The sequence below is a fragment of the Bacteroidales bacterium genome (assembly GCA_026418905.1).
Lineage (GTDB): Bacteria > Bacteroidota > Bacteroidia > Bacteroidales > DTU049 > JAOAAK01.
The window spans coordinates 44,274-63,442 of sequence record JAOAAK010000046.1 but is presented as its reverse complement, the minus strand read 5'-3'; the positions used below and the strand labels follow the sequence as shown (position 1 = coordinate 63,442).

General features: G+C 35.7%; 12 protein-coding genes. 8 read left to right on the top strand and 4 right to left on the bottom strand.

What is annotated here, in order from left to right:
- The 8 genes from N2Z72_08865 to N2Z72_08830 all read left to right on the top strand — a co-directional run.
- Positions 1 to 593 (top strand): hypothetical protein (locus tag N2Z72_08865; GenBank protein ID MCX7697784.1); only part of this gene is annotated, 593 nt, incomplete at its 5' end.
- Positions 594 to 614: 21 nt separating this feature from the next.
- A complete protein-coding gene (locus tag N2Z72_08860) occupies positions 615 to 6,707 on the top strand; it encodes a hypothetical protein (protein MCX7697783.1) in 6,093 nt (2,030 codons plus the stop codon).
- A 93-nt stretch (positions 6,708 to 6,800) separates the two neighbouring features.
- Entirely contained in the window at positions 6,801 to 7,481 is a 681-nt protein-coding gene (gene trmD, locus N2Z72_08855; protein ID MCX7697782.1) for a tRNA (guanosine(37)-N1)-methyltransferase TrmD, read from the top strand.
- A gap of 1 nt (position 7,482) precedes the next feature.
- Positions 7,483 to 8,574: an endonuclease/exonuclease/phosphatase family protein gene (locus N2Z72_08850; GenBank protein MCX7697781.1), complete on the top strand. Its 1,092-nt coding sequence runs from the start codon at positions 7,483 to 7,485 to the stop codon at positions 8,572 to 8,574.
- A complete protein-coding gene (gene uvrB, locus N2Z72_08845; protein MCX7697780.1) occupies positions 8,564 to 10,567 on the top strand; it encodes an excinuclease ABC subunit UvrB in 2,004 nt (667 codons plus the stop codon). The genes N2Z72_08850 and uvrB overlap by 11 nt, the downstream gene beginning before the upstream one ends.
- A complete protein-coding gene (xerD, locus tag N2Z72_08840) occupies positions 10,564 to 11,484 on the top strand; it encodes a site-specific tyrosine recombinase XerD (GenBank protein ID MCX7697779.1) in 921 nt (306 codons plus the stop codon). Before uvrB ends, xerD begins: the two co-directional genes overlap by 4 nt.
- Positions 11,481 to 12,701 (top strand): cation:proton antiporter, encoded by a 1,221-nt coding sequence (locus N2Z72_08835; protein MCX7697778.1) that lies wholly within the window; start codon positions 11,481 to 11,483, stop codon positions 12,699 to 12,701. The genes xerD and N2Z72_08835 overlap by 4 nt, the downstream gene beginning before the upstream one ends.
- Complete coding sequence (locus N2Z72_08830; GenBank protein ID MCX7697777.1) at positions 12,698 to 14,179, top strand: hypothetical protein; 1,482 nt, start codon at positions 12,698 to 12,700, stop codon at positions 14,177 to 14,179. The genes N2Z72_08835 and N2Z72_08830 overlap by 4 nt, the downstream gene beginning before the upstream one ends.
- A gap of 380 nt (positions 14,180 to 14,559) precedes the next feature.
- Here the strand turns inward: N2Z72_08830 and N2Z72_08825 are convergent, their stop codons facing one another.
- The 4 genes from N2Z72_08825 to N2Z72_08810 all read right to left on the bottom strand — a co-directional run bounded on the left by N2Z72_08825 (position 14,560) and on the right by N2Z72_08810 (position 19,073).
- Entirely contained in the window at positions 14,560 to 15,681 is a 1,122-nt protein-coding gene (locus tag N2Z72_08825) for a TolC family protein (GenBank protein MCX7697776.1), read from the bottom strand.
- A gap of 401 nt (positions 15,682 to 16,082) precedes the next feature.
- Entirely contained in the window at positions 16,083 to 16,919 is an 837-nt protein-coding gene (locus N2Z72_08820) for an Omp28-related outer membrane protein (protein MCX7697775.1), read from the bottom strand.
- Position 16,920: 1 nt separating this feature from the next.
- The gene (locus tag N2Z72_08815) at positions 16,921 to 18,555 is read right to left on the bottom strand and encodes a DUF6029 family protein (protein MCX7697774.1); all 1,635 of its coding nucleotides are present in this window, start codon (positions 18,553 to 18,555) and stop codon (positions 16,921 to 16,923) included.
- 5 nt (positions 18,556 to 18,560) lie between these two features.
- Positions 18,561 to 19,073, bottom strand: coding sequence for a TlpA family protein disulfide reductase (locus N2Z72_08810; GenBank protein ID MCX7697773.1), 513 nt, complete (start codon positions 19,071 to 19,073; stop codon positions 18,561 to 18,563).
- Between the last annotated feature and the right edge of the window lie 96 nt (positions 19,074 to 19,169).

Genomic DNA, 19,169 nt, shown 5'->3' with positions numbered 1-19,169 from the left:
GGGCATGTCTTAGACCAATGACGGAATTAGAATATGAAAAGGTCTGTCGTGGTCCTAAAGACTTCATACCCAATGAATATGCATGGGGAACTACATCCTTTGTTGAAGCAATTAACATTTCAACACCTGCTGGTCCAGGTACAGATACATGTACCAATGTTGGAGCAAATTTAAATTTTGGCGGAAGCGATTGGTATATTCGTGGTGGAAGCTATGGTTCTTCTACATATGGAGCTGTGCTGGAGGTGGGAATATTTGCACGCGATCGTACTCTTTCAAGAGAACAAACAGGCGGTTCTTATTATGGCGTTATGGAACTGAGTGGTAATGCTGGAGAACAATGTATTCAAATTAATGAAAATCAATCTAATCCTGCAACCCCTTCGAGTTATGTGGGCATTTGGGGAGATGGAATTCTTGATGCTATAGGTTCTTATAATCAACCTACCTGGCCAGTTAATAGAAATTTTGTGGTTCGTGGAGGGTGGTTTTTTAGTAGTCAAAATAATTGTAGAGTTTCTGATAGATCTCAAATAAATAATACCGATTACAATACTCGATATGAAAGTCGTGGCGGAAGAGGGGTTCGTTAATAAAAGTATGTTAAATAAAGTATGTTAAATAAAATTTCTTTTTATTTTTATTGTTTACTTGTATTATGGATGGGAATAATTAAGTTATATTCTCAACCCATTAATGATCAATGTGTTAATCATTTACCAATTGATATACCTTCTTCTGGTTTTTCACTAGGTATTTTCTATTCCGATACAATTAATTTAACAGGTGCAACCATTCAAACAGGTGAATACTTTCACCCGGTTCATATTTCAGCAGGTACAGATAAAAAATCCGTATGGTATTCCTTTTATTTGCCCACAGCACGAGCTGTGGACCTAAAACTTATGCAACCTAGAAACGATTTGCCCGAAGATGCTGTTGGTTTTACCGTATACTATGCTTCTTCGTGTTTACCTGGGGCTGCGCAAATTCCTCCAGCAAAACTTACTCCCTTGAATAAATTTGGATCAACCTATAATCCTTGTCTTTTACCAGGTCATTATCTTGTGCAGGTCAGTAGTAAATTGAATGCTAATGATTCTATTTTCTTGAAATTAACCTTAGATTATCCTCAAGTTCTCAATCAGTTCGATCGGCCATCAACTGCACAGAACCTGGGAACTATTTCTGGAGGATGGCACACATACACCTTTGACGTAGGTTGCCAAACCATAGAAAATAATGGAGAGGTTTGTCCGGCGTTGGGATCAAATTATTTAGACTATAAACAAACTACGTGGCATGTATTTACCACAGATAATTTCGTAGACTTGATCCGATTTGAGATTAGCGAAGCATATGGGAAGTATACAGGAAATTTAAAAGTGGGTATTAATCTTTACAAAGGTGACGTCCGAACAACACCTATGTCTTCTTTAGTTTTAATTGATGGCTGCAAGGTATTACAACCAACTGGTCAATATTATGGCGATCCATATTATGCTGGTGTCAGTTGGTTGTGCGAGCTAGAGCCCAATACAACATATTCTATTCAGATTTTTTACCATAAAGATTACTCAAACACAGTCCGAATACGGTTGTATGAAAGAGGCAGTGGAATGACCAAGTCACCTAATCCTTCAAATATTCACCCCACCAATGAACTAGGAATTTTACCTGGATCTCCTGGTGGAAGTTGGACTTATGGTACAGATGTCCTTGCCTGTAATGCATTTATTAGGGACAATGTTTGTGGAACTGTGAATCCACCAAGTGGACAAATAAGTTGGGGGGGACAAACATATGTTTTAAGTACATGGTATAAGTTTACTATACTTGAAGATGCTAATGTACGATTTGTCATAGATGGTAATTTGGGCAAAATATTGTATCAAGGTGATGTAGAGTTAAATTGTAATTTAAGTCCATTTTGGCAATTCACGGGAGGAGATGTTACATATAACTGTTTGCCGGCTGGTACATATTCATTGCAAATATTGGGAAAGTTAGACACAGTTTCAAATGTAACTAGTTACTATTATAATAATTTAGGTATGTCAGCTAATGTTAGTATAGGTGTTTATGAGGTGGACATATATACGCAGTTTCAGCTGACGGATACAGGAGAAGTAGATTCAGTGAATCATTGGAACCCTTTGCCAAATAATGTTTACGTCTATAGTACAGAAGCATATTTTAGCTGCCAAAATACAGTCCTACCTGCAAATGGAGTTTGTCATAATTGGAATTTAACAAGTAAAAAGGCAGTTTATAGGACAATTTATATCGACAGATATGGGATATTGACTATTGGTGGATATACTCCATACTTATTGCATAAATTGTATCGAGGAGATGCTTCTGCATTAGCTACAGCACAGGGTGCTTTTTCTTATGGAGAATATATCAATGGCTTGGTAGAAATGTTTGGGTGTACAGATTTTTACTATAGTGTCTCAGTTTGTGTGGAACCTGGAGTTTATACATTGGTCACTTTTGGTGACAGTACTGATGTAGGTCGTTCATCTAGACCGTGGGTCATGTTCAGAGAAGTTGTTACTCAATTTTCAAACCCTTCTTCACCTAACAATTTGGGAGATATTACCTCTTCTTTACAAAATGGTACTGTAATTGGAACAGTGGATTATTTTTCATGCATTAATAATCCTATGACTATCGATGGGCGAAATCCTTGTTATACGGATGCAAAACAAATATATAGGGAGTTTTATATAAATGAACCAATGTTGTTGAATATTTCAACAACAAGTGGATTGTTTCGTTTATTTTATGGGAGATTATCAACAGGTGGTCCTGTAAGTGCTAACATACCCGGAGTAGGGGATTTAGGATGTCGCTCTTCTTTTAATAATCAGTGTACTTTTTTTCCACCAGGATGGTATACTGTGGTAAGTTATGGATATGGAGGTTCCTATACAGGTCCTACTTACAGTGGCGGATTAATTGGTGCTACCAATAATATAAGTTTATGGTTGACTAATTTACCAAACCCAAAATATAACAGGCCAAATAAGGCTTATTACGCAGGAATCACAGATTATGGACCTAACAGTGGTACACCTACTTATCCAAATATGTCACGAGTATATACGTTTGGTACTGAATGGATGAACTGCAGAGCAGACACTCCTTTTTCAACACATCCCATCGATCCATGTCCAACAGGTTTTAATCGCGTGGCATATTTTGTTTTTAGGTTAACAAAAGAATCTTTTGTAAGTATTATGGATGTGCCTTCATCCATGCCATTACGACTATATTCACTTGATGTAAGGGTAGATAGTCAACTCATGCCTACATCACCACCTATTCAGCCATGCATATATAGAACAAACATTGATCATTATGAGAGAACATGGTGGACCTGGTATGGGAAAGTTGATTTTTGTCGTTTACAGCCAGGTTATTATACATTGGTAGTATTTGGGAACAACAGTCACATAGGTACAAGTTTTACGCCACGAATTTATGTAGATTCAATTTATGAATCTCGTTTCGATCGTGCATTGCGTGCATATGATTTTGATCTAATTCCAGGTGATAGTGTTTGGTATTTTGGGAAAATAGGGGATGTCAATCCATTAAATCCTGCCCGTTCCCCTTCTGATGATTTTATATCGTGTTTAACTGGTGCAGCATCAAGTGATCCTGGATTGAGTGATCCTCAAAATTTATGTTGGAATGGTCTATATCCTTATGGAAATAACTCGCCATCAATTTTGTATCCCATCGATCAGAACGAAGCTGCTTATTACGGACTTTCAACAACCAACGTGCCTATTCGAAGGAATTTGTGGTATACGTTTGTTGTAAATGGTCCGGGTAGAGTTTATGTGAGGGTAAGAAATCGAACCCCTAATAAAAGTAATCCTGTATTACCATTTACGGTATACCTTAGCGATGTGGATGGAAACATTCCATTTTCATCATTGGCAAGCATGGGAATGTTAGATAGCACTTATGCTCAAGGTTTGACGTATGTGATCAACAATTCTACTTTTGACTGGTATGGTTGTGCAGGAAATCTTGAAACTGTGAATTTTACCATCAGTCCATGTGAGCCACTAAGGAAGAGACGGTATTTTATTGTAGTCGACGAACATGCTGGTATGATGGTTTCTAATCAAGTGGATGTAAGTGTGAAGTTTGATCGAGTTCCTATTGTACCTTTGCGTTATGATAAATTTGTGGATGCCAATGTAATCAACGGTCTTAATCAGGTGATGCCGCCCTACACACCTGTTGCTTTGGGAGCTGGCCAATTTCGTGGTGATACGGGATATTTTGCTTGTGCTACAAAAGCTCCAACTGATCAGAATACTTGTGGAACTCGGACTTTATGGTATAAATTTACTTCTTCTATCTCTGGGAAGATACGAATTAATTATACAATCGATGGAATAACTACAACTTTCAATCCTCAGGATGTGATGTTGTTTAAAGAAATTATTCCCAACGATAGTACTTCAGCCGGATTGCAACAGGTGCCTCTAACGAGTATTAACGTGGGAGGAACTTTATGGGGAGAGGGATGTTTAAATCCAGCAACGTACTATATCATGTTAACAGGTTGTAGTTATACCATTGAAAATGTTGTTCCAAAAATTTGGCTTATTGGGCAGTCGGGCGATATGTGTATTGATCCCATTTCAATGGTTTTAAACGGTCCCGGAAGTGTTTCTAGTAGTGTGGTAATTGACTGTCATTCGATAGGGGAATCCTTTGGTGAAAATGGTTCGTCCATGGGATGTTTATTTGGACCTTCAGGGTATAAATCTACATGGTTTAAAGTGGATTTGAACTTTAACATTAAGGTGAATTTGTCATTTCAACTCTCTGAAAATACCACAGCTTTACCAAACCAGATTCGTTATCGTATATTATATGGCTCCTGCAATGCTATGACTGCGGGACCATGCAATAGTGATGCTTTAACTGAATTTACCTTACATTGCATGGAAACCAATGGGATGAGTTATTACGTTCAGGTTGTAACACCCATCAATGCTACAGGTTCTTTATCATTAACAGTACGTGCTGATTCTACTCCTAATCAAAGCTGCCAACCATTCAATCCTTTTCGTCCTGTAGCAAATTTTACGGTTATTAATGGATGTGCAGGAGATAGCATATGTTTTGTCAATCAATCAACTCAAGGAGATAGTATTAGATATTTCTGGGATTTTGGAGACCCCTTCACTCAAGCTGATACATCTCATGCTGTGAATCCTTGTTGGTTATATCCTATACCTTCAACTCCCGATACAGTACAATACAATGTCATGTTAATTGTTACTAATCTTGTAAGCGGCTTAAGTGATACGGTGATCATACCTGTGCCCGTCTATCCTTTGCCTTCTGCTTTTATTACTAGACAACCTCCACAGAATGGATTTTACGTTAGTGGTAATGTTCCAATTAATTTTTTCAGCAATACAAGCAATGTGATTTCAGCACCACCAACTATCTGGTTTTGGGATTTTGATAATGGGATTACTTCCAATCAACCAAATCCTACTGGTATTATTTATGGTCCTAACGATGAAGGTCTTAATGTTGTAACCTTATATGTGATCAACGGATCTTGTACTTTAGTGGTAAAAGATTCCTTATATGTTCGCTTGGAATCTATTTATGTTGGAGGATTTTATGATGGCTCTGATCACTTTGTTTTAAATGCTTCATGCCCCATGAATGCTATTTGGAGAGGTGGTCCTTATGATGGTTCTGATGTGATTATAGCGAATGCAATTTGCAATCCTAATCCTTTATGGCGTGGTGGTCCATACGATGGAACAGATAGGGTTTTTCTTGCAGCGAATTGCATTCCAAATAGTGTATGGTTAGGTGGTCCATATGATGGAACAGATAGGTTTTTTCTCGCAGCGACATGCGTTCCAAACAGTGTATGGCGTGGTGGACCCTATGATGGTTCGGATGTGGTTTTAGCTGTGGCAAATTGTCCTCCTAATAGCTTGTGGCGTGGTGGCAATTATGATGGATCTGATCATATATTATTACCTGCTAATTGCCCCATAGCACCTGTTTATAAAGGAGGATTTTATGATGGAGCTTCATTTTATTCTTTTTCAGGATGTAGTCCTTTACCTGTTGAATACTTGTCTTTAAAAGCATTTTGGCAGGGAGCAGATGGAGTTCTTGAATGGGTTACAGCTACTGAAACAAATAACGCAGGTTTTATCGTGGAAAAACTGGTTAACAATTGGTTTACAGAAGTGGGATTTGTGCCTGGAAGTGGAACACATGTAGGACAAAGAGTATATCAATGGTTTGATTATGATCTTGCTTACCAACCCAATGATATATTTATTTACAGATTAAAACAGATTGATTATGATGGTAATTTTACTATGAGTGATGTTGTTTATTTGACGAAAGATGATTTATCTTATACAAACAATGATATATTGTTTGCAAGGCTATATCCTAATCCTGCCTATTGTAATTCTAATATAAGATTGATTATCAGCTCATTATATGATTTAAATGTTAACCTTTTTGTTGTCGATTTTTATGGAAACAAGTTGTATCAATTCATAAATTTGATCAAAAAAGGTGTAAACATTATTGAAATTCCTGTTGTAAATTTGCAACCAGCAATGTATCATTTAATTGTTCAATATCAAGATAAGATGATAGTGATACCTTTTGAAGTAGTTAAATAGCCCCCTATAACATATACCACATGTCACTTTAGCCCCTGGTTTTCCCCCTTTCCAGGGGTTTTTTATTTTATGTAATTTTGTCAAAACAAGATCATGCGATTTGATGTTCTAACGATTTTTCCAGAGATGTTTTCAGGTTTTTTAAATCATTCTATTTTAAAACGTGCAAGAGAAAAAAAATTAGTAGAAATTTATGTACACGATATTAGAAACTATTCTACAGATAAACATAAACGAGTAGATGATTATCCTTATGGAGGAGGTCCTGGGATGGTTATGATGATAGAACCTATCGATAGAGCTATTTCTGATTTAAAACAAAAAATTTCTTACGATGAAATTATTTTTATGACCCCTGATGGAATTCCTTTTACTCAATCAATAGCCAATCGTTTAAGCTTGCAACGTAATCTTCTTTTGCTATGCGGGCATTACAAAGGCGTTGATCAGCGAGTTAGAGATAACCTAGTAACAATGGAAATATCCATTGGGGATTATGTTTTGACAGGGGGTGAATTGCCAGCAGCTGTGGTCATAGATGCAGTAACTAGATTAATCCCTGGTGTTTTGCATGACGAGACTTCAGCTTTACATGATTCCTTCCAGGCGGGTCTTTTATCTGAGCCTGTTTATACTAGGCCTTCTGAATATAAAGGGTGGAAGGTTCCTGACATATTGCTTTCTGGTGATAGTAAAAAAATTGAAGAATGGAGATATGAACAAGCTTATAAAAAAACTTTAAAGCTTCGCCCCGATTTGTTGAAGAAATACTAAGATGAAAAGATTGCTTAAAATTTTAGTATGGTTTTTCTTCTTTTTATGGCTGTTGTCCTTTCTGGGGCTTTTATTGCCACCAACATTCATCTGGGTTCTTTCTTTCTTAGCTCTTTTTTTCCCACTTATTTTCGTGGTAGCATTAATCGCGTTTTTAGTATATTCTTTCTATAATATCAAAGCTTTGGTTGGTCTGCTTATTGTGAGTTTATCTAGTTTCTTTGTTCTAAAACCATTAAGTTTTTTTCCTCACAAAAAGACTTATCATTTTTCATCAGATGATACGTTGTTTTCGGTTATTTCACATAATGTAGATATTTTTAAATTTTATGAAAAAGGAGCTTTCATTCCAGAAAAATGGATTAAGACATATCAGCAGCTCAATCCCCATATTTTATGTTTGCAAGAGTGTTTTGTTCCAGACACTTCCAAAATTTTTATTCATAAAAATTTACTCGAACCTCTTTCTATGAGTTATTATGTTTATTTCCCATATTTGGCAATAAAAGATAAAGGATTTGCAGGCATGTTTATTGGCAGCAAGTTCCCTATTCTACATCATGGAATTATCAGTAACAATACTCCAGAAGGCAAAAAAATCATAGCCATTTGGGCTGATCTTCTATTGTATGAGAAGGATACCATGAGGGTATTTAACGTTCATCTACAATCGTATCAGTTTTCCCAGAAGGAAAGAGATTTTTTAGACATAAAGGCCAACTCTGCCCAGAAGAGTATTCTTATTAATTTTTTAAGTAAATTTCGTTTGAATGCTTATTATCGTTCTTTGCAAGCTAAAAAATTGCTTGAATTTGCTCTTACATTTCCTGATGAAGTGATTGTAATGGGTGATTTTAATGAGTTACCTTGGTCTTACATTTGTATCACATTCGCAAAGTATTTTAAAGATGTTTACAAAATTACTGGTACTTTAAATCATTTCAGAACACTGAATTTTGCTTTACCATTACGTGTAGATTATATTTTTATGAAAGAGAACAAAATATGGGTACCTGTTTCATATCAAGTTATCAAGGAGAATCTCAATGATCATTATCCTATTCAATGTATCTTCGCTAAAAATGGGAAATAAATTTTCACTTGTTAGTTCTTTTACTCCTACTGGTGATCAGCCTGAGGCTATAGAGGCTTTGGTGCAAGGTATTGAAAAAGGAATCCCTTTTCAAACTTTGCTCGGTGTAACAGGTTCAGGTAAGACTTTTACTATTGCCAATGTGATTGAACGGGTTCAGAAACCCACTCTTGTGCTATCGCATAATAAAACCTTAGCTGCTCAACTCTATACTGAGTTGAAATCGTATTTCCCAGAAAATGCAGTAGAGTATTTTGTTTCTTATTATGACTATTATCAACCAGAAGCATATTTGCCTATTACGGATAAATACATTGAAAAAGATCTATCTATCAATGAAAAAATTGAACAGTTTCGTTTACGAGCTACCTCGGCTTTGCTTTCTGGCAGGCGCGATGTGATCATTGTATCATCTGTATCTTGCATCTATGGCCTGGGAAATCCTAATGATTTTATGGAACATACCATAAGGGTGAGTAAATACATACCGATGCGCCTGATGGATATTGTTGTTCGCCTGGTGGATGCTCTCTACGTTAGAAACGATGAGACATTAAAGAAAGGTTCTTTTCGTTTAAGAGGTGACACACTTGAATTTTTCCCACCCTATGCCGATCACCCTGTGCGTATCATTGGTTGGGAAGATCAAATAGAACATATTCAACGCCTCGATGCCCAAACATTCAACGTTTTGCAAGAATTCGACGAATACATTATTTATCCTGCAAGTATTTTCATGACAACACGTGAAAAACTTAAATCTGCCGTGGAGCAAATTAAACTTGACTTACAAAAACAGGTAGACTATTTTCTTTCTATTGGCAAGACACTAGAAGCCAAGAGACTAGAAGAGCGTGTGCGTCATGATATTGAAATGTTGGAAGAATTGGGTTATTGCTCAGGTATTGAAAATTATTCGCGTTATTTTGATAACAGACCTCCTGGTGTCAGGCCCTATTGTTTGCTGGACTACTTTCCTCAGGATTATCTCATGATCATCGATGAAAGCCATGTAACAATTCCACAAGTAAGGGGAATGTATAGTGGTGATAAATCGCGAAAGCAAATATTAGTGGATTATGGATTTAGGTTGCCTGCAGCATTAGACAATAGGCCTCTGACGTTTGACGAATTTGAAAATCTTTTAAATCAAGTAATTTTTGTTTCAGCTACACCTGGCGATTATGAAATGATGAAATGTGAAGGTGTAGTCGTAGAACAACTCATACGCCCAACAGGAATAGTTGATCCAGAAGTAATCGTAAGACCTGCATCAATAGAGGTTGATGACTTGTTGAGTGAAATTCATAAGCAAATAGAAAAAAACCATCGTACTATTGTAACAACCCTAACGAGACGAATGGCTCAGGAACTGACTGATTACCTTTTGTCGATGGATATTAAAGCCAAATATTTAATTGCTGACATTGATACCATTGAAAGAATTCAGATTTTGCAGGAATTACGCAGTGGCATCATAGATGTAGTGGTGGGTGTTAATTTACTACGAGAGGGTCTGGATTTACCTGAAGTAACTTTGGTCGCTATACTTGATGCCGATAAGGAAGGTTTTCTACGAGATGAAAAAAGTCTCATTCAAACTGCTGGAAGAGCTGCAAGGAATACCGAAAGTCGTGTTATCTTATATGCTGATAAAATCACCTCTTCGATTCAAAAAATGATAGATGAAACTCAAAGACGTAGAGAAAAACAACTAGAATATAACCGGAAACATAACATTATACCTCAAAATATTCAGAAGTCTAAAAAAACCCCGTTTGATGAAGTGATGCAAAAAGAAGATTCATCAAAGTTTATGAATCGTTCCATTTTTTTAGATCCTATACTTAATGAAATACATGATATGAGCATAGAAGAACGGATAGAATGGCTCAAGCAAGAAATGGAGAAAGCAGCTAATGATCTTAATTTTATGATAGCGGCTTTTTATCGGGATGAAATTCTTAAACTTCAAAAAGTACTCAAAAAATGAATTTGAGAGATACCTTCATTCGCAGTTTTTTAAGTTATTTGAAGCTTGAAAAAGCTCTGTCTCCTGCTACGATTGAAGCTTACGAACATGATGTGTTGCTTTTTTTCAGATGGAACGAACAAATTGCTCAAAATAAACCACTTAACGAAATTGATTTAACTGATCTCTCTTCGTTTGTACAGTGGTTGAGCGACATAGGGATGCATCCAAGATCTCAAGCAAGGATAGTTTCTGGAATTAAAGCTTTCTTCGTATTTTGCTTAATTGAAAACATCATAGACAAAAACCCTGCTGAGTTTCTCGACACTCCAAAACTGCCATCTTATTTTCCAGAAGTTCTTTCCCTGGATGAAATCGATCGTATGATCATGAGTATAGATCTAGCTAGAAAAGAAGGTCATAGAAATAAGGCTATCGTTGAGATTCTTTATGCCTGTGGTTTACGTGTTAGTGAACTTGTTAATTTAACTTTTGAAAATTACTTTCCACAAGAAAGATTTCTTCGTGTAATAGGTAAAGGTAATAAAGAAAGATTTATACCCATTGGAAGAGAAGCATTTAATTCGCTTGAGTTATACTTACATCATTCTCGTCCACAATTTCCGATTCAAAAAAATAATGAGATGTATTTATTTTTGAATCTCAAAGGAAAAAAGCTTTCACGAGTGGCCGTTTTTAATATTATTAAAGATTTAGCCCAAAAAGCAGGAATTAAAAAAGTTATTAGTCCACATACTTTTCGGCATACTTTTGCTACACATATGGTTGAAAACGGTGCTGATTTAAGGGTTGTTCAGGAATTGCTCGGACATAGTAGCATTATTACGACAGAAATTTATACACACATTAGTCGGACCCACTTAAGGGATATTATTGAGAGTTATCATCCTATGTTTAAAAATGCTAGGAAGTCATGATCGAACTTTTTGCACAAAGCAGCTTTGTTGATCAAATTTCCGTCATGGTTGTTTTTTCCCTTGTTTTGATTTTTTTGTTGAAAAAAATACATCAACCCTATTTCCTAGCTTATATTTTAGTCGGTATACTTTTGGGAAAAAATGGTTTAAATCTTGTCACGAGCGAACGGATGATTTTCGATTTGGGAGATTTTGGGCTTATATTGCTTCTGTTCTTTATAGGAGCCGAAATTGACCTTCAGGTTTTTTCAAAAAATTTCAAACATTCTTTTGTTGGAGTAATACTACAAATAGCACTAAGTTTTCTTTTTATGTCAATGGTGGGCATTTATTATGGTTGGTCGTGGAAGATTGTGTTGTTTTTTTCTTTTGTCATAAGCTTAAGTAGCACAGCTTTAGTTTTTCAGTTTCTGATGCAAAACGCCAGCTTGAATTCACCTGTTGGAATACTTACGGGTGGAATTTTGCTTGTACAGGATGTATTGATTGTACCCATGTTGCTTACACTTCATTTCATCTCAAAGGATTCTATTGTCTTAAATGAATTTTTACCAACATTGATAGGAGCTATATTGATTGTTGTTTTCTTTTGGCTTATTTTGAAGTACAAATTTTTTAGAATTCCTTTCCGGCATGAACTTAAGTCAGATCATGAGTTGCAAGTCTTGCTTGCTTTTTTCATGTGTTTTGGCTTTTCTTGGCTTACAAACCTGATGGGTCTTTCAGCTGCTCTGGGTGCTTTCATAGCTGGAATTCTTGTAAGTAAGGACAGATGTAATGTCTATTTAAAGCAAGCTCTTATTCCCTTTCGTGTATTTTTCCTTTCATTTTTCTTTCTTTCTATAGGGATGAGGATGGATTTACCTTTTTTATTTAATAATTTTCAACTCGTTGCCCTTATTACTCTTGCTATTTTTGTGGTCAATAGTTTAATCAATGCTGTCGTTTTTAAAATACGTCGCTTCTCTTGGGCAGAGAGCTTCTATGCTGGTGCATTACTTTCGCAGATAGGTGAGTTTAGTTTTGTTCTAGCCCAGGTAGCAAGCGTTTTGGGTTTGATAAATGACTTTTTATTTCAAATTCTTATCTCGACCATCACCATGACGATGGTGTTGACCACACCATGGATTGCTTTTGTGCAAGCAATGTATAGCAAAACTATGCCCGAGAAGTTAAGATTATTTTCCACCGAAATTACTAAAAGATTACGCTGGTGAAAAGAAAAGTTTTTTATGTTTCCTTTCTATTCGTACTTAACGTTATTACTCGATTTTACGGTATTTGGTTCGAAGGATTTGCCTGGGATGAGGAACAATTGTATTTAGGTGCTCGTTTATTGGGAAAATTTTTTTATCAGTTATCAGATGGTATTATTTATCTTGATCCACAATTTGTATCCATATATGGGCCAGTTGGGAAGTATTTAGCTTTCGTAGGGTTGTGCTCGTATGAACTTTATGCCTATTGGTTTGGGTATGATATCAATGAAGCGTTGTGGTTTATTAGGCTTTTTAGTTCTTTTCTACCGTCTTTTTTAACCGTGTGGTTTCTTTACAGAATATCTTTGCGTTACAATGATGAAAGAATAGCAATGGTAACATTGCTGTTTTCAGCTTTTGCTTTTCGTTGGGTTGAAGCTGCACACTACGCTGTTCCGGATAGTCTTACTGCTTTTTTCGTCGTTGTAACAATTTATCTACTTCTACAAGAAATGTTGCTAGAAAAGAAATTGTTTTGGTTGTCTTTCATCATAGCATTAGCTTTTCATACGAAGATTCATGTTGGTGGGTTGTTGGCATTGTTTTCTGTTATTGTGATGCTTTGGCAAATGAAATTAGTTAACGGATTTCGTTTTAGACAATTATTACGGTTTTTTTTGCTCAGCTTGTTTTGGCTTGTGATCGTTGGACTACCTTATGTTATTTATTGGCAAGATTTTCTTGATGAAATTTTATATCATATGAATGAATTTCCTTTTGTCGTCAAGGGTTCACCACTAAGTTATTTCTTTTTTAAACCTGTCATGGGAATAGACATAGGTATGTTGCTGTTAGCATTGATTGGGATAGGTTTCTCTATTTACGAATTTAAAGTAGACAGGAATTCATCATTTTTTTTGATGGTAGGATGGGTTTTGATCTTTTACGCATATCTTTCTTTCACAAAAGGTGCCATTCCTCGTTGGGAAATACCCATGATTCCTTTGCTAGTGTTATTGGCTGCTTATGGAATTAAACGCTTTGTCGAATTCTTTCCCCGTAAACAATCTCTTATATTAACGCTGTTTATTTTTATATGCATACTGCGACCTGCTTATCATATTCTAATGCTCGATGCTGGATTTGTTCATCGTAAACTGTTGTCTGTGAGCGAATGGTATGAGAAATATCAATGTAAAAAAGTTTTTTATAATTATGCTTTGGATTATCCCAAAATGAAGTACTTTTTGAGAAGCGATTGCAATTGTGCGGTGTTATACGAACCATACTGGAATGATCTAGAAACCAATGGCATTCCCTCATGGCTTGAAAGCCCTAAGAATAATGCTTCATTCATTGGAAATGCCAGCGATTCGATTCGCTCTTTTGTCCGCAAACATTGGAAAAAAACGGAAGAATATAATCCTCCTTTTTTTACTCCTTGGACGTTTAATCCAGCTGCCTCTAAAAAAATATTTTTATATGTGAAAAATTAAGTGTATTCCAAATACATCTTATGATGACACTTTTATCATAAATATTCAGAGATTGTTTAATTCATTGAGCATTAACCCTTTCTTCGTGAAAGACTTTTTGGTCAAGAAAACATTTTTTGTGAGGTGAAAATATGGGCGATCATGATGTTAGTTCCAAGTTTATGGTGTCGAGAAAGTTGAGACTAAAACAAATATTGGCTAAGATGGCAATTAAGTTTTCATTCTCCTTGATGATGGAGACTAACATGTATGATGGTTTTAAAAGAAAAGTGAAAGGTTAAAAATTTTTATAACAACCATAGACATTGTCAAAGCAGAAAATGTAAGCATTTTGAGAAGCGAATAAATCTTGTTAATATTTTATCTTCAAATTTTAAGAGTTATTCTTCATAGATTCCGTATTTGATTTTAAAATACGTTGTGTACATTGTTTCTAAGTAATCCAAATGCTTTAATTTATATGTCATAAAACTGTCGAAAATTTGGAACCATTCATCCAAGTTAATGTTCTCAGATTGCGAATTTAGAAGTAGTTGATGAAAAAATTTTTCTTGAATTTCGTTTTGTTGTTGGTAATACTCTTGAAGCGATAAAAGCATTTGATATGCTAACCAATTTTCATACAACTGAGTTTGGATCTTCTGTTGTTCATTCTGCACTAAATGTTGATATGCTTTAGACTTAAGTTTAGATGATTTGATTTTATAAGTTAAGGTTGGGTTGAGAAGAGGAATGCTTATTCCAACTTCGAAACCATGGTATTTTTGAGTTTCGTGACGATTTGAACCCAAGAAGTACAACACATAAAAATCAGGCATGGATTCATATTTTTGACTTTTCCATTCTAGATGATGCTGTTCAATTTGATTTTGAAAAAATTCTTGATAGATAATTGCAAGGGAATCCATTTTGATTTGTTCTAAAGGAGGCAAAACGGTATCAGGGGCCAAAGTTGTATCTCCTACATAAAGATGAAAGCGATGCATAAGTTGCTTATGTAACATATATTGTTCGAATAGCAGTTGTTTTAAATCTATCTGTTTAAGTTGTATGGTCAAAAAATCTTTTTGCGAAATGTTACCAGATTCGAAACCTTGCTTGATCGATTCATATACTTTGCTGAAAATACTATCAAGAGTTTGATAAAGTGCGATTTTTTCCATGGTAAAATATATATGGATATAGAGTAATGCCATTTCAAATGAAATTCTTTGCTTCAAGAAAATATATTCAAGTTGAGCCGCTTCATACTGATTCATGAGTATGCGACGATCATTGATGTAATATCCAGGAAATTGAAAACTTTGTTGAATTCCGATGTTAGTAAGTGGATATCCCGCATGAGTTATATTGTTTTCGTCATAATTGACATATAATTCAGTTTTCTCCAATGCAAAAGATGTAGGTAAAAGGGTTTTGTGGCTTTCTATGTTTTTTTCAGCATATTTTAAAAGATGTGAGTTTACTAAAGCCTTATTAATTGATGTGTTTAAATCAATCATATGTTGAGAAAAGATGGTTGTCGAAAAAAATAAAAAGAAAATAATTGTATGTGAAAAAATTTTGTGTTGATATTTCATAATTTAAGACCTTTAGAGTAAGTTTACTATAATTAAATTCATAGCAAATATATTTCAAAACTAGTAACCTTGAAAAGTGGACAGCTATAACAGGATAATTTTGCACAAAAGCCTAAATTGACATTGCTAAAATTTCATCACTTAGGATTAGTTGCGTTATAGGTTATCTAATGATAAACAACCCCTACAGTGTATAAGTACCTAAATCTCCAGGAGCATACTCCTAATTTTAAAGTTAATGCTTAAAAAGATGTTGTATAGATCTTTTTTTCGCATTTTATTTTTATTTCTGTAATTTCGACCGAGCAAATATGAAAGGTTAGTTATAACAAACTGAATTTTTCCACTTGAAGTATTTGATAGTTTGCCGGATTGTAAACGAAAACGATGAGATGCACGTGATTTAAGTTCCAACTGGAAGAAGCAAAAGAGTAATTTAAATTTTTATTAATGATTGTTCCGTTGGGAGATGGAATTGAAGTTAAAGTATCTCCCCACGTACCAAAAGCAGCCCCTCTCAATACATGATCGTGTGAATAATTGGGTATTTCTGGAGTGGGGCCTATGTTAGGATTGTTGTTTTTTTGATAACTTATCAGACTATCTTCTGTAAAGAAGACGCACCACATTAGGGGGTGATCTATGTTGGAAAGAATTTTGAATTCGATGGTTGCTTGCAATGTTGACGAAGAAATATTGAATTGTTTCTGATATGAAATTTTGATTTTTGGTGTTGTGTGAATCATAGAGTCAATGATCGACGCCCATGCATTTTTGTCAAAAAGTCTAATACCGTTTCGTTCAATTCGATTGATCATTCCTATGGGATAAGATGAGACACCGAAAAAGTTATGAAGGTCGTTTCCGACACTTGTGCGATAGTCGGTCATGTAGTTTGGGGACTGAAGATTGGCAAAGTATCCTGCATGTATGCTAATGACAATGACTTGATTGGGATACATCAACTGAAGTTGATGAGCAATTTCAGCAGCTTCAGGACAATTGGGGCAAAGATGTCCGGTAAATTCTTCAAGCAATACTTTCTGAACAACCGAATCGGTTGGACTTGGTGGAAGTGTCTCTACGTAAGGTGGTTCCACAATATCGCACCCAACCATCAATATCATCGCTAAACCAAAAACAATTATATTTTTTTTCATATTAGAACGATGTATTGAACGACAACAAAATTCCATACGTGGCTGGCATGTAACGGCAAACTCCTCCAACACAAGTAATACCCTCAAATGTTTTTCCGTAAGTTAGGCTGACTCGAGTAGCTTGAATATTTTTGGTGAGATGAAATGAATAATAGTGTATTCTTTTTGTAGGGTCTGGATGTTGATAATTGAAATTGTCGCTTATGGAAAAGAACCAACCCTTCGCATGAGAGTATTCAATAAGTCCGGCCACCCAATTTCTGTCGTATTGCTCTTTGTAAAGATGTTGAGCTTCGAATCGTAAAGCATGCTTAGATGATATTTTCCAAGTTAAATCAATAACAGTGGCATGCGCGTAAAACATGCCATAATCATGACCCTCAGCAATTAAACTGTTATAAACTACATATACATAGGAAAACACTCCCTTTAAGGATGAGGAAAACTTTTTTTGAATTTCAATGTCAAAGTCTTCGAAGTATGTTTCATTTCCGAGGCGGAAAAACCGACTTACGTATCCATCGGTTCCACTGGTATAAAGCGGTGTAGAATCGTTGATGGGTTGTTTATCGATAGATTGGGAACGAACATATTGAATACTTAAATCCATTCCATATTTACCACCAAGCTTGCTTTTTTTAGGAATCTTGAAAGTTAGTTGTGCCTGGACAGCTGCTTCTCCGTTGGGTTGAGCTGTATAAGGATATTTTCCAGTTAGAGAATATGAATGTATACGTGCAAGAGCTGGAATATAGTTGATCGTACTGGCTAAACCAGTGATTGTTCGGTCTGACCTAAAGTCCATATTATCTGTTTGCTTGTAACTCAGTAAAAGTCCAAATCCTTTACGAGCATATGTAAAGGTAGAAAGAATCACCATGCCATCTTTATAAATGTAATGATTAGTAGCGTTAGGATCGTTGAATTTGAACCCGAATTCATTGCTCCAGGAAGCATTTTTGTAACCGATAGCATTTCGAATGCTCCATGCTAAGACGTTTTCAGGAAGTTTGTACATCGGATCCTTATCTACTTGATATCGACTTACGGCACTGCCACCAAATCTAATATTGAGCGGAAAAGAACGCAAACTGTCATTAAGTTCATTGAGATAAAATTCAGCATCTATGCCTCGAATAAGCCCTTCAGATCGTGTAAAAAACTGACGTTGTTGACCTATGAGTGCTTTGATTTGAAGTGCGGGGTGAACTTGAGCGCGTAAACGAATACCATCAATGGCATTGTCAAACCCTAAAGTTCGCTCTTCGTAACTTCGTAAAGTTATGCCTGATCCAAATTGCTCGTAAAAGCTTCCAGCGCATACTGAAAAATATGAATGTTGATATTCAATGTATCTATGGGGGAAACCGGAACCTTTTAGTCGTGGATCAAATCCCAACATGGGATTGGCAAAATTTTCGTAACGAATGCCCATGGAAATTCCACCTCGACGAACAGACAAGTTAAAATATCCGTTCGACAAAAGATGTTCCTTAACAGCTGGCGCTCCTGCTGTTGAATCTTCTAAGTAGTATTGGGCATCCAACTGAACATCCCCATTGATTTGCCAATCTTGTTGAGCTATCAATTGATAGAAAAACGCCGAAAACAATAATACCCAACAAATGAGACGCATTGAATTTACTTTTTGACCAAATTTCTAACTACTTCGATAACTTCTTCTTCGGCACCTTCTGCAAAAGTACTATGTTGCCAAACAATTTTTCGTTCACCATCGAGAATAAATGTATGTGGAATATTTACGACGTTCATCGCGCGCTTAAATTCCCCGTTGGGATCGCAATAAACAATAAAAGGCCATGCTTTCCCATTCACCAATGTTTTTACAGAGGCAAAAGTTCGCTGATCATCAACGTTGATGGCAAAAAGCTTAACACCTGTTTCTTCAACCCATTCATCATAATGCTCAGCAAAGATGTTAAGTTCCTTGATGCATGGTTTGCACCATGTAGCCCAAAAGCTCATAATAATAGGCTTACCGTTGTTTTGAATAGAATCAGTGGAAATGATTTTTCCATCCATGGTCTTCAATTCAATCTTAGGAAGAGAAGGGTTTGTTTGAGCATGTAAAAAAAATGCTGCATATAAAATAACAATGCCTACCTGTAAACGCATAGAATTTTTTACAAACATACAGAAGTTTTTTCATCTTAGTAAACAAAAATGAGACCAACTTTGATGGCCTTGGCATTATGTTTTTTGATTATAATATATAATAGGATTTTGAGC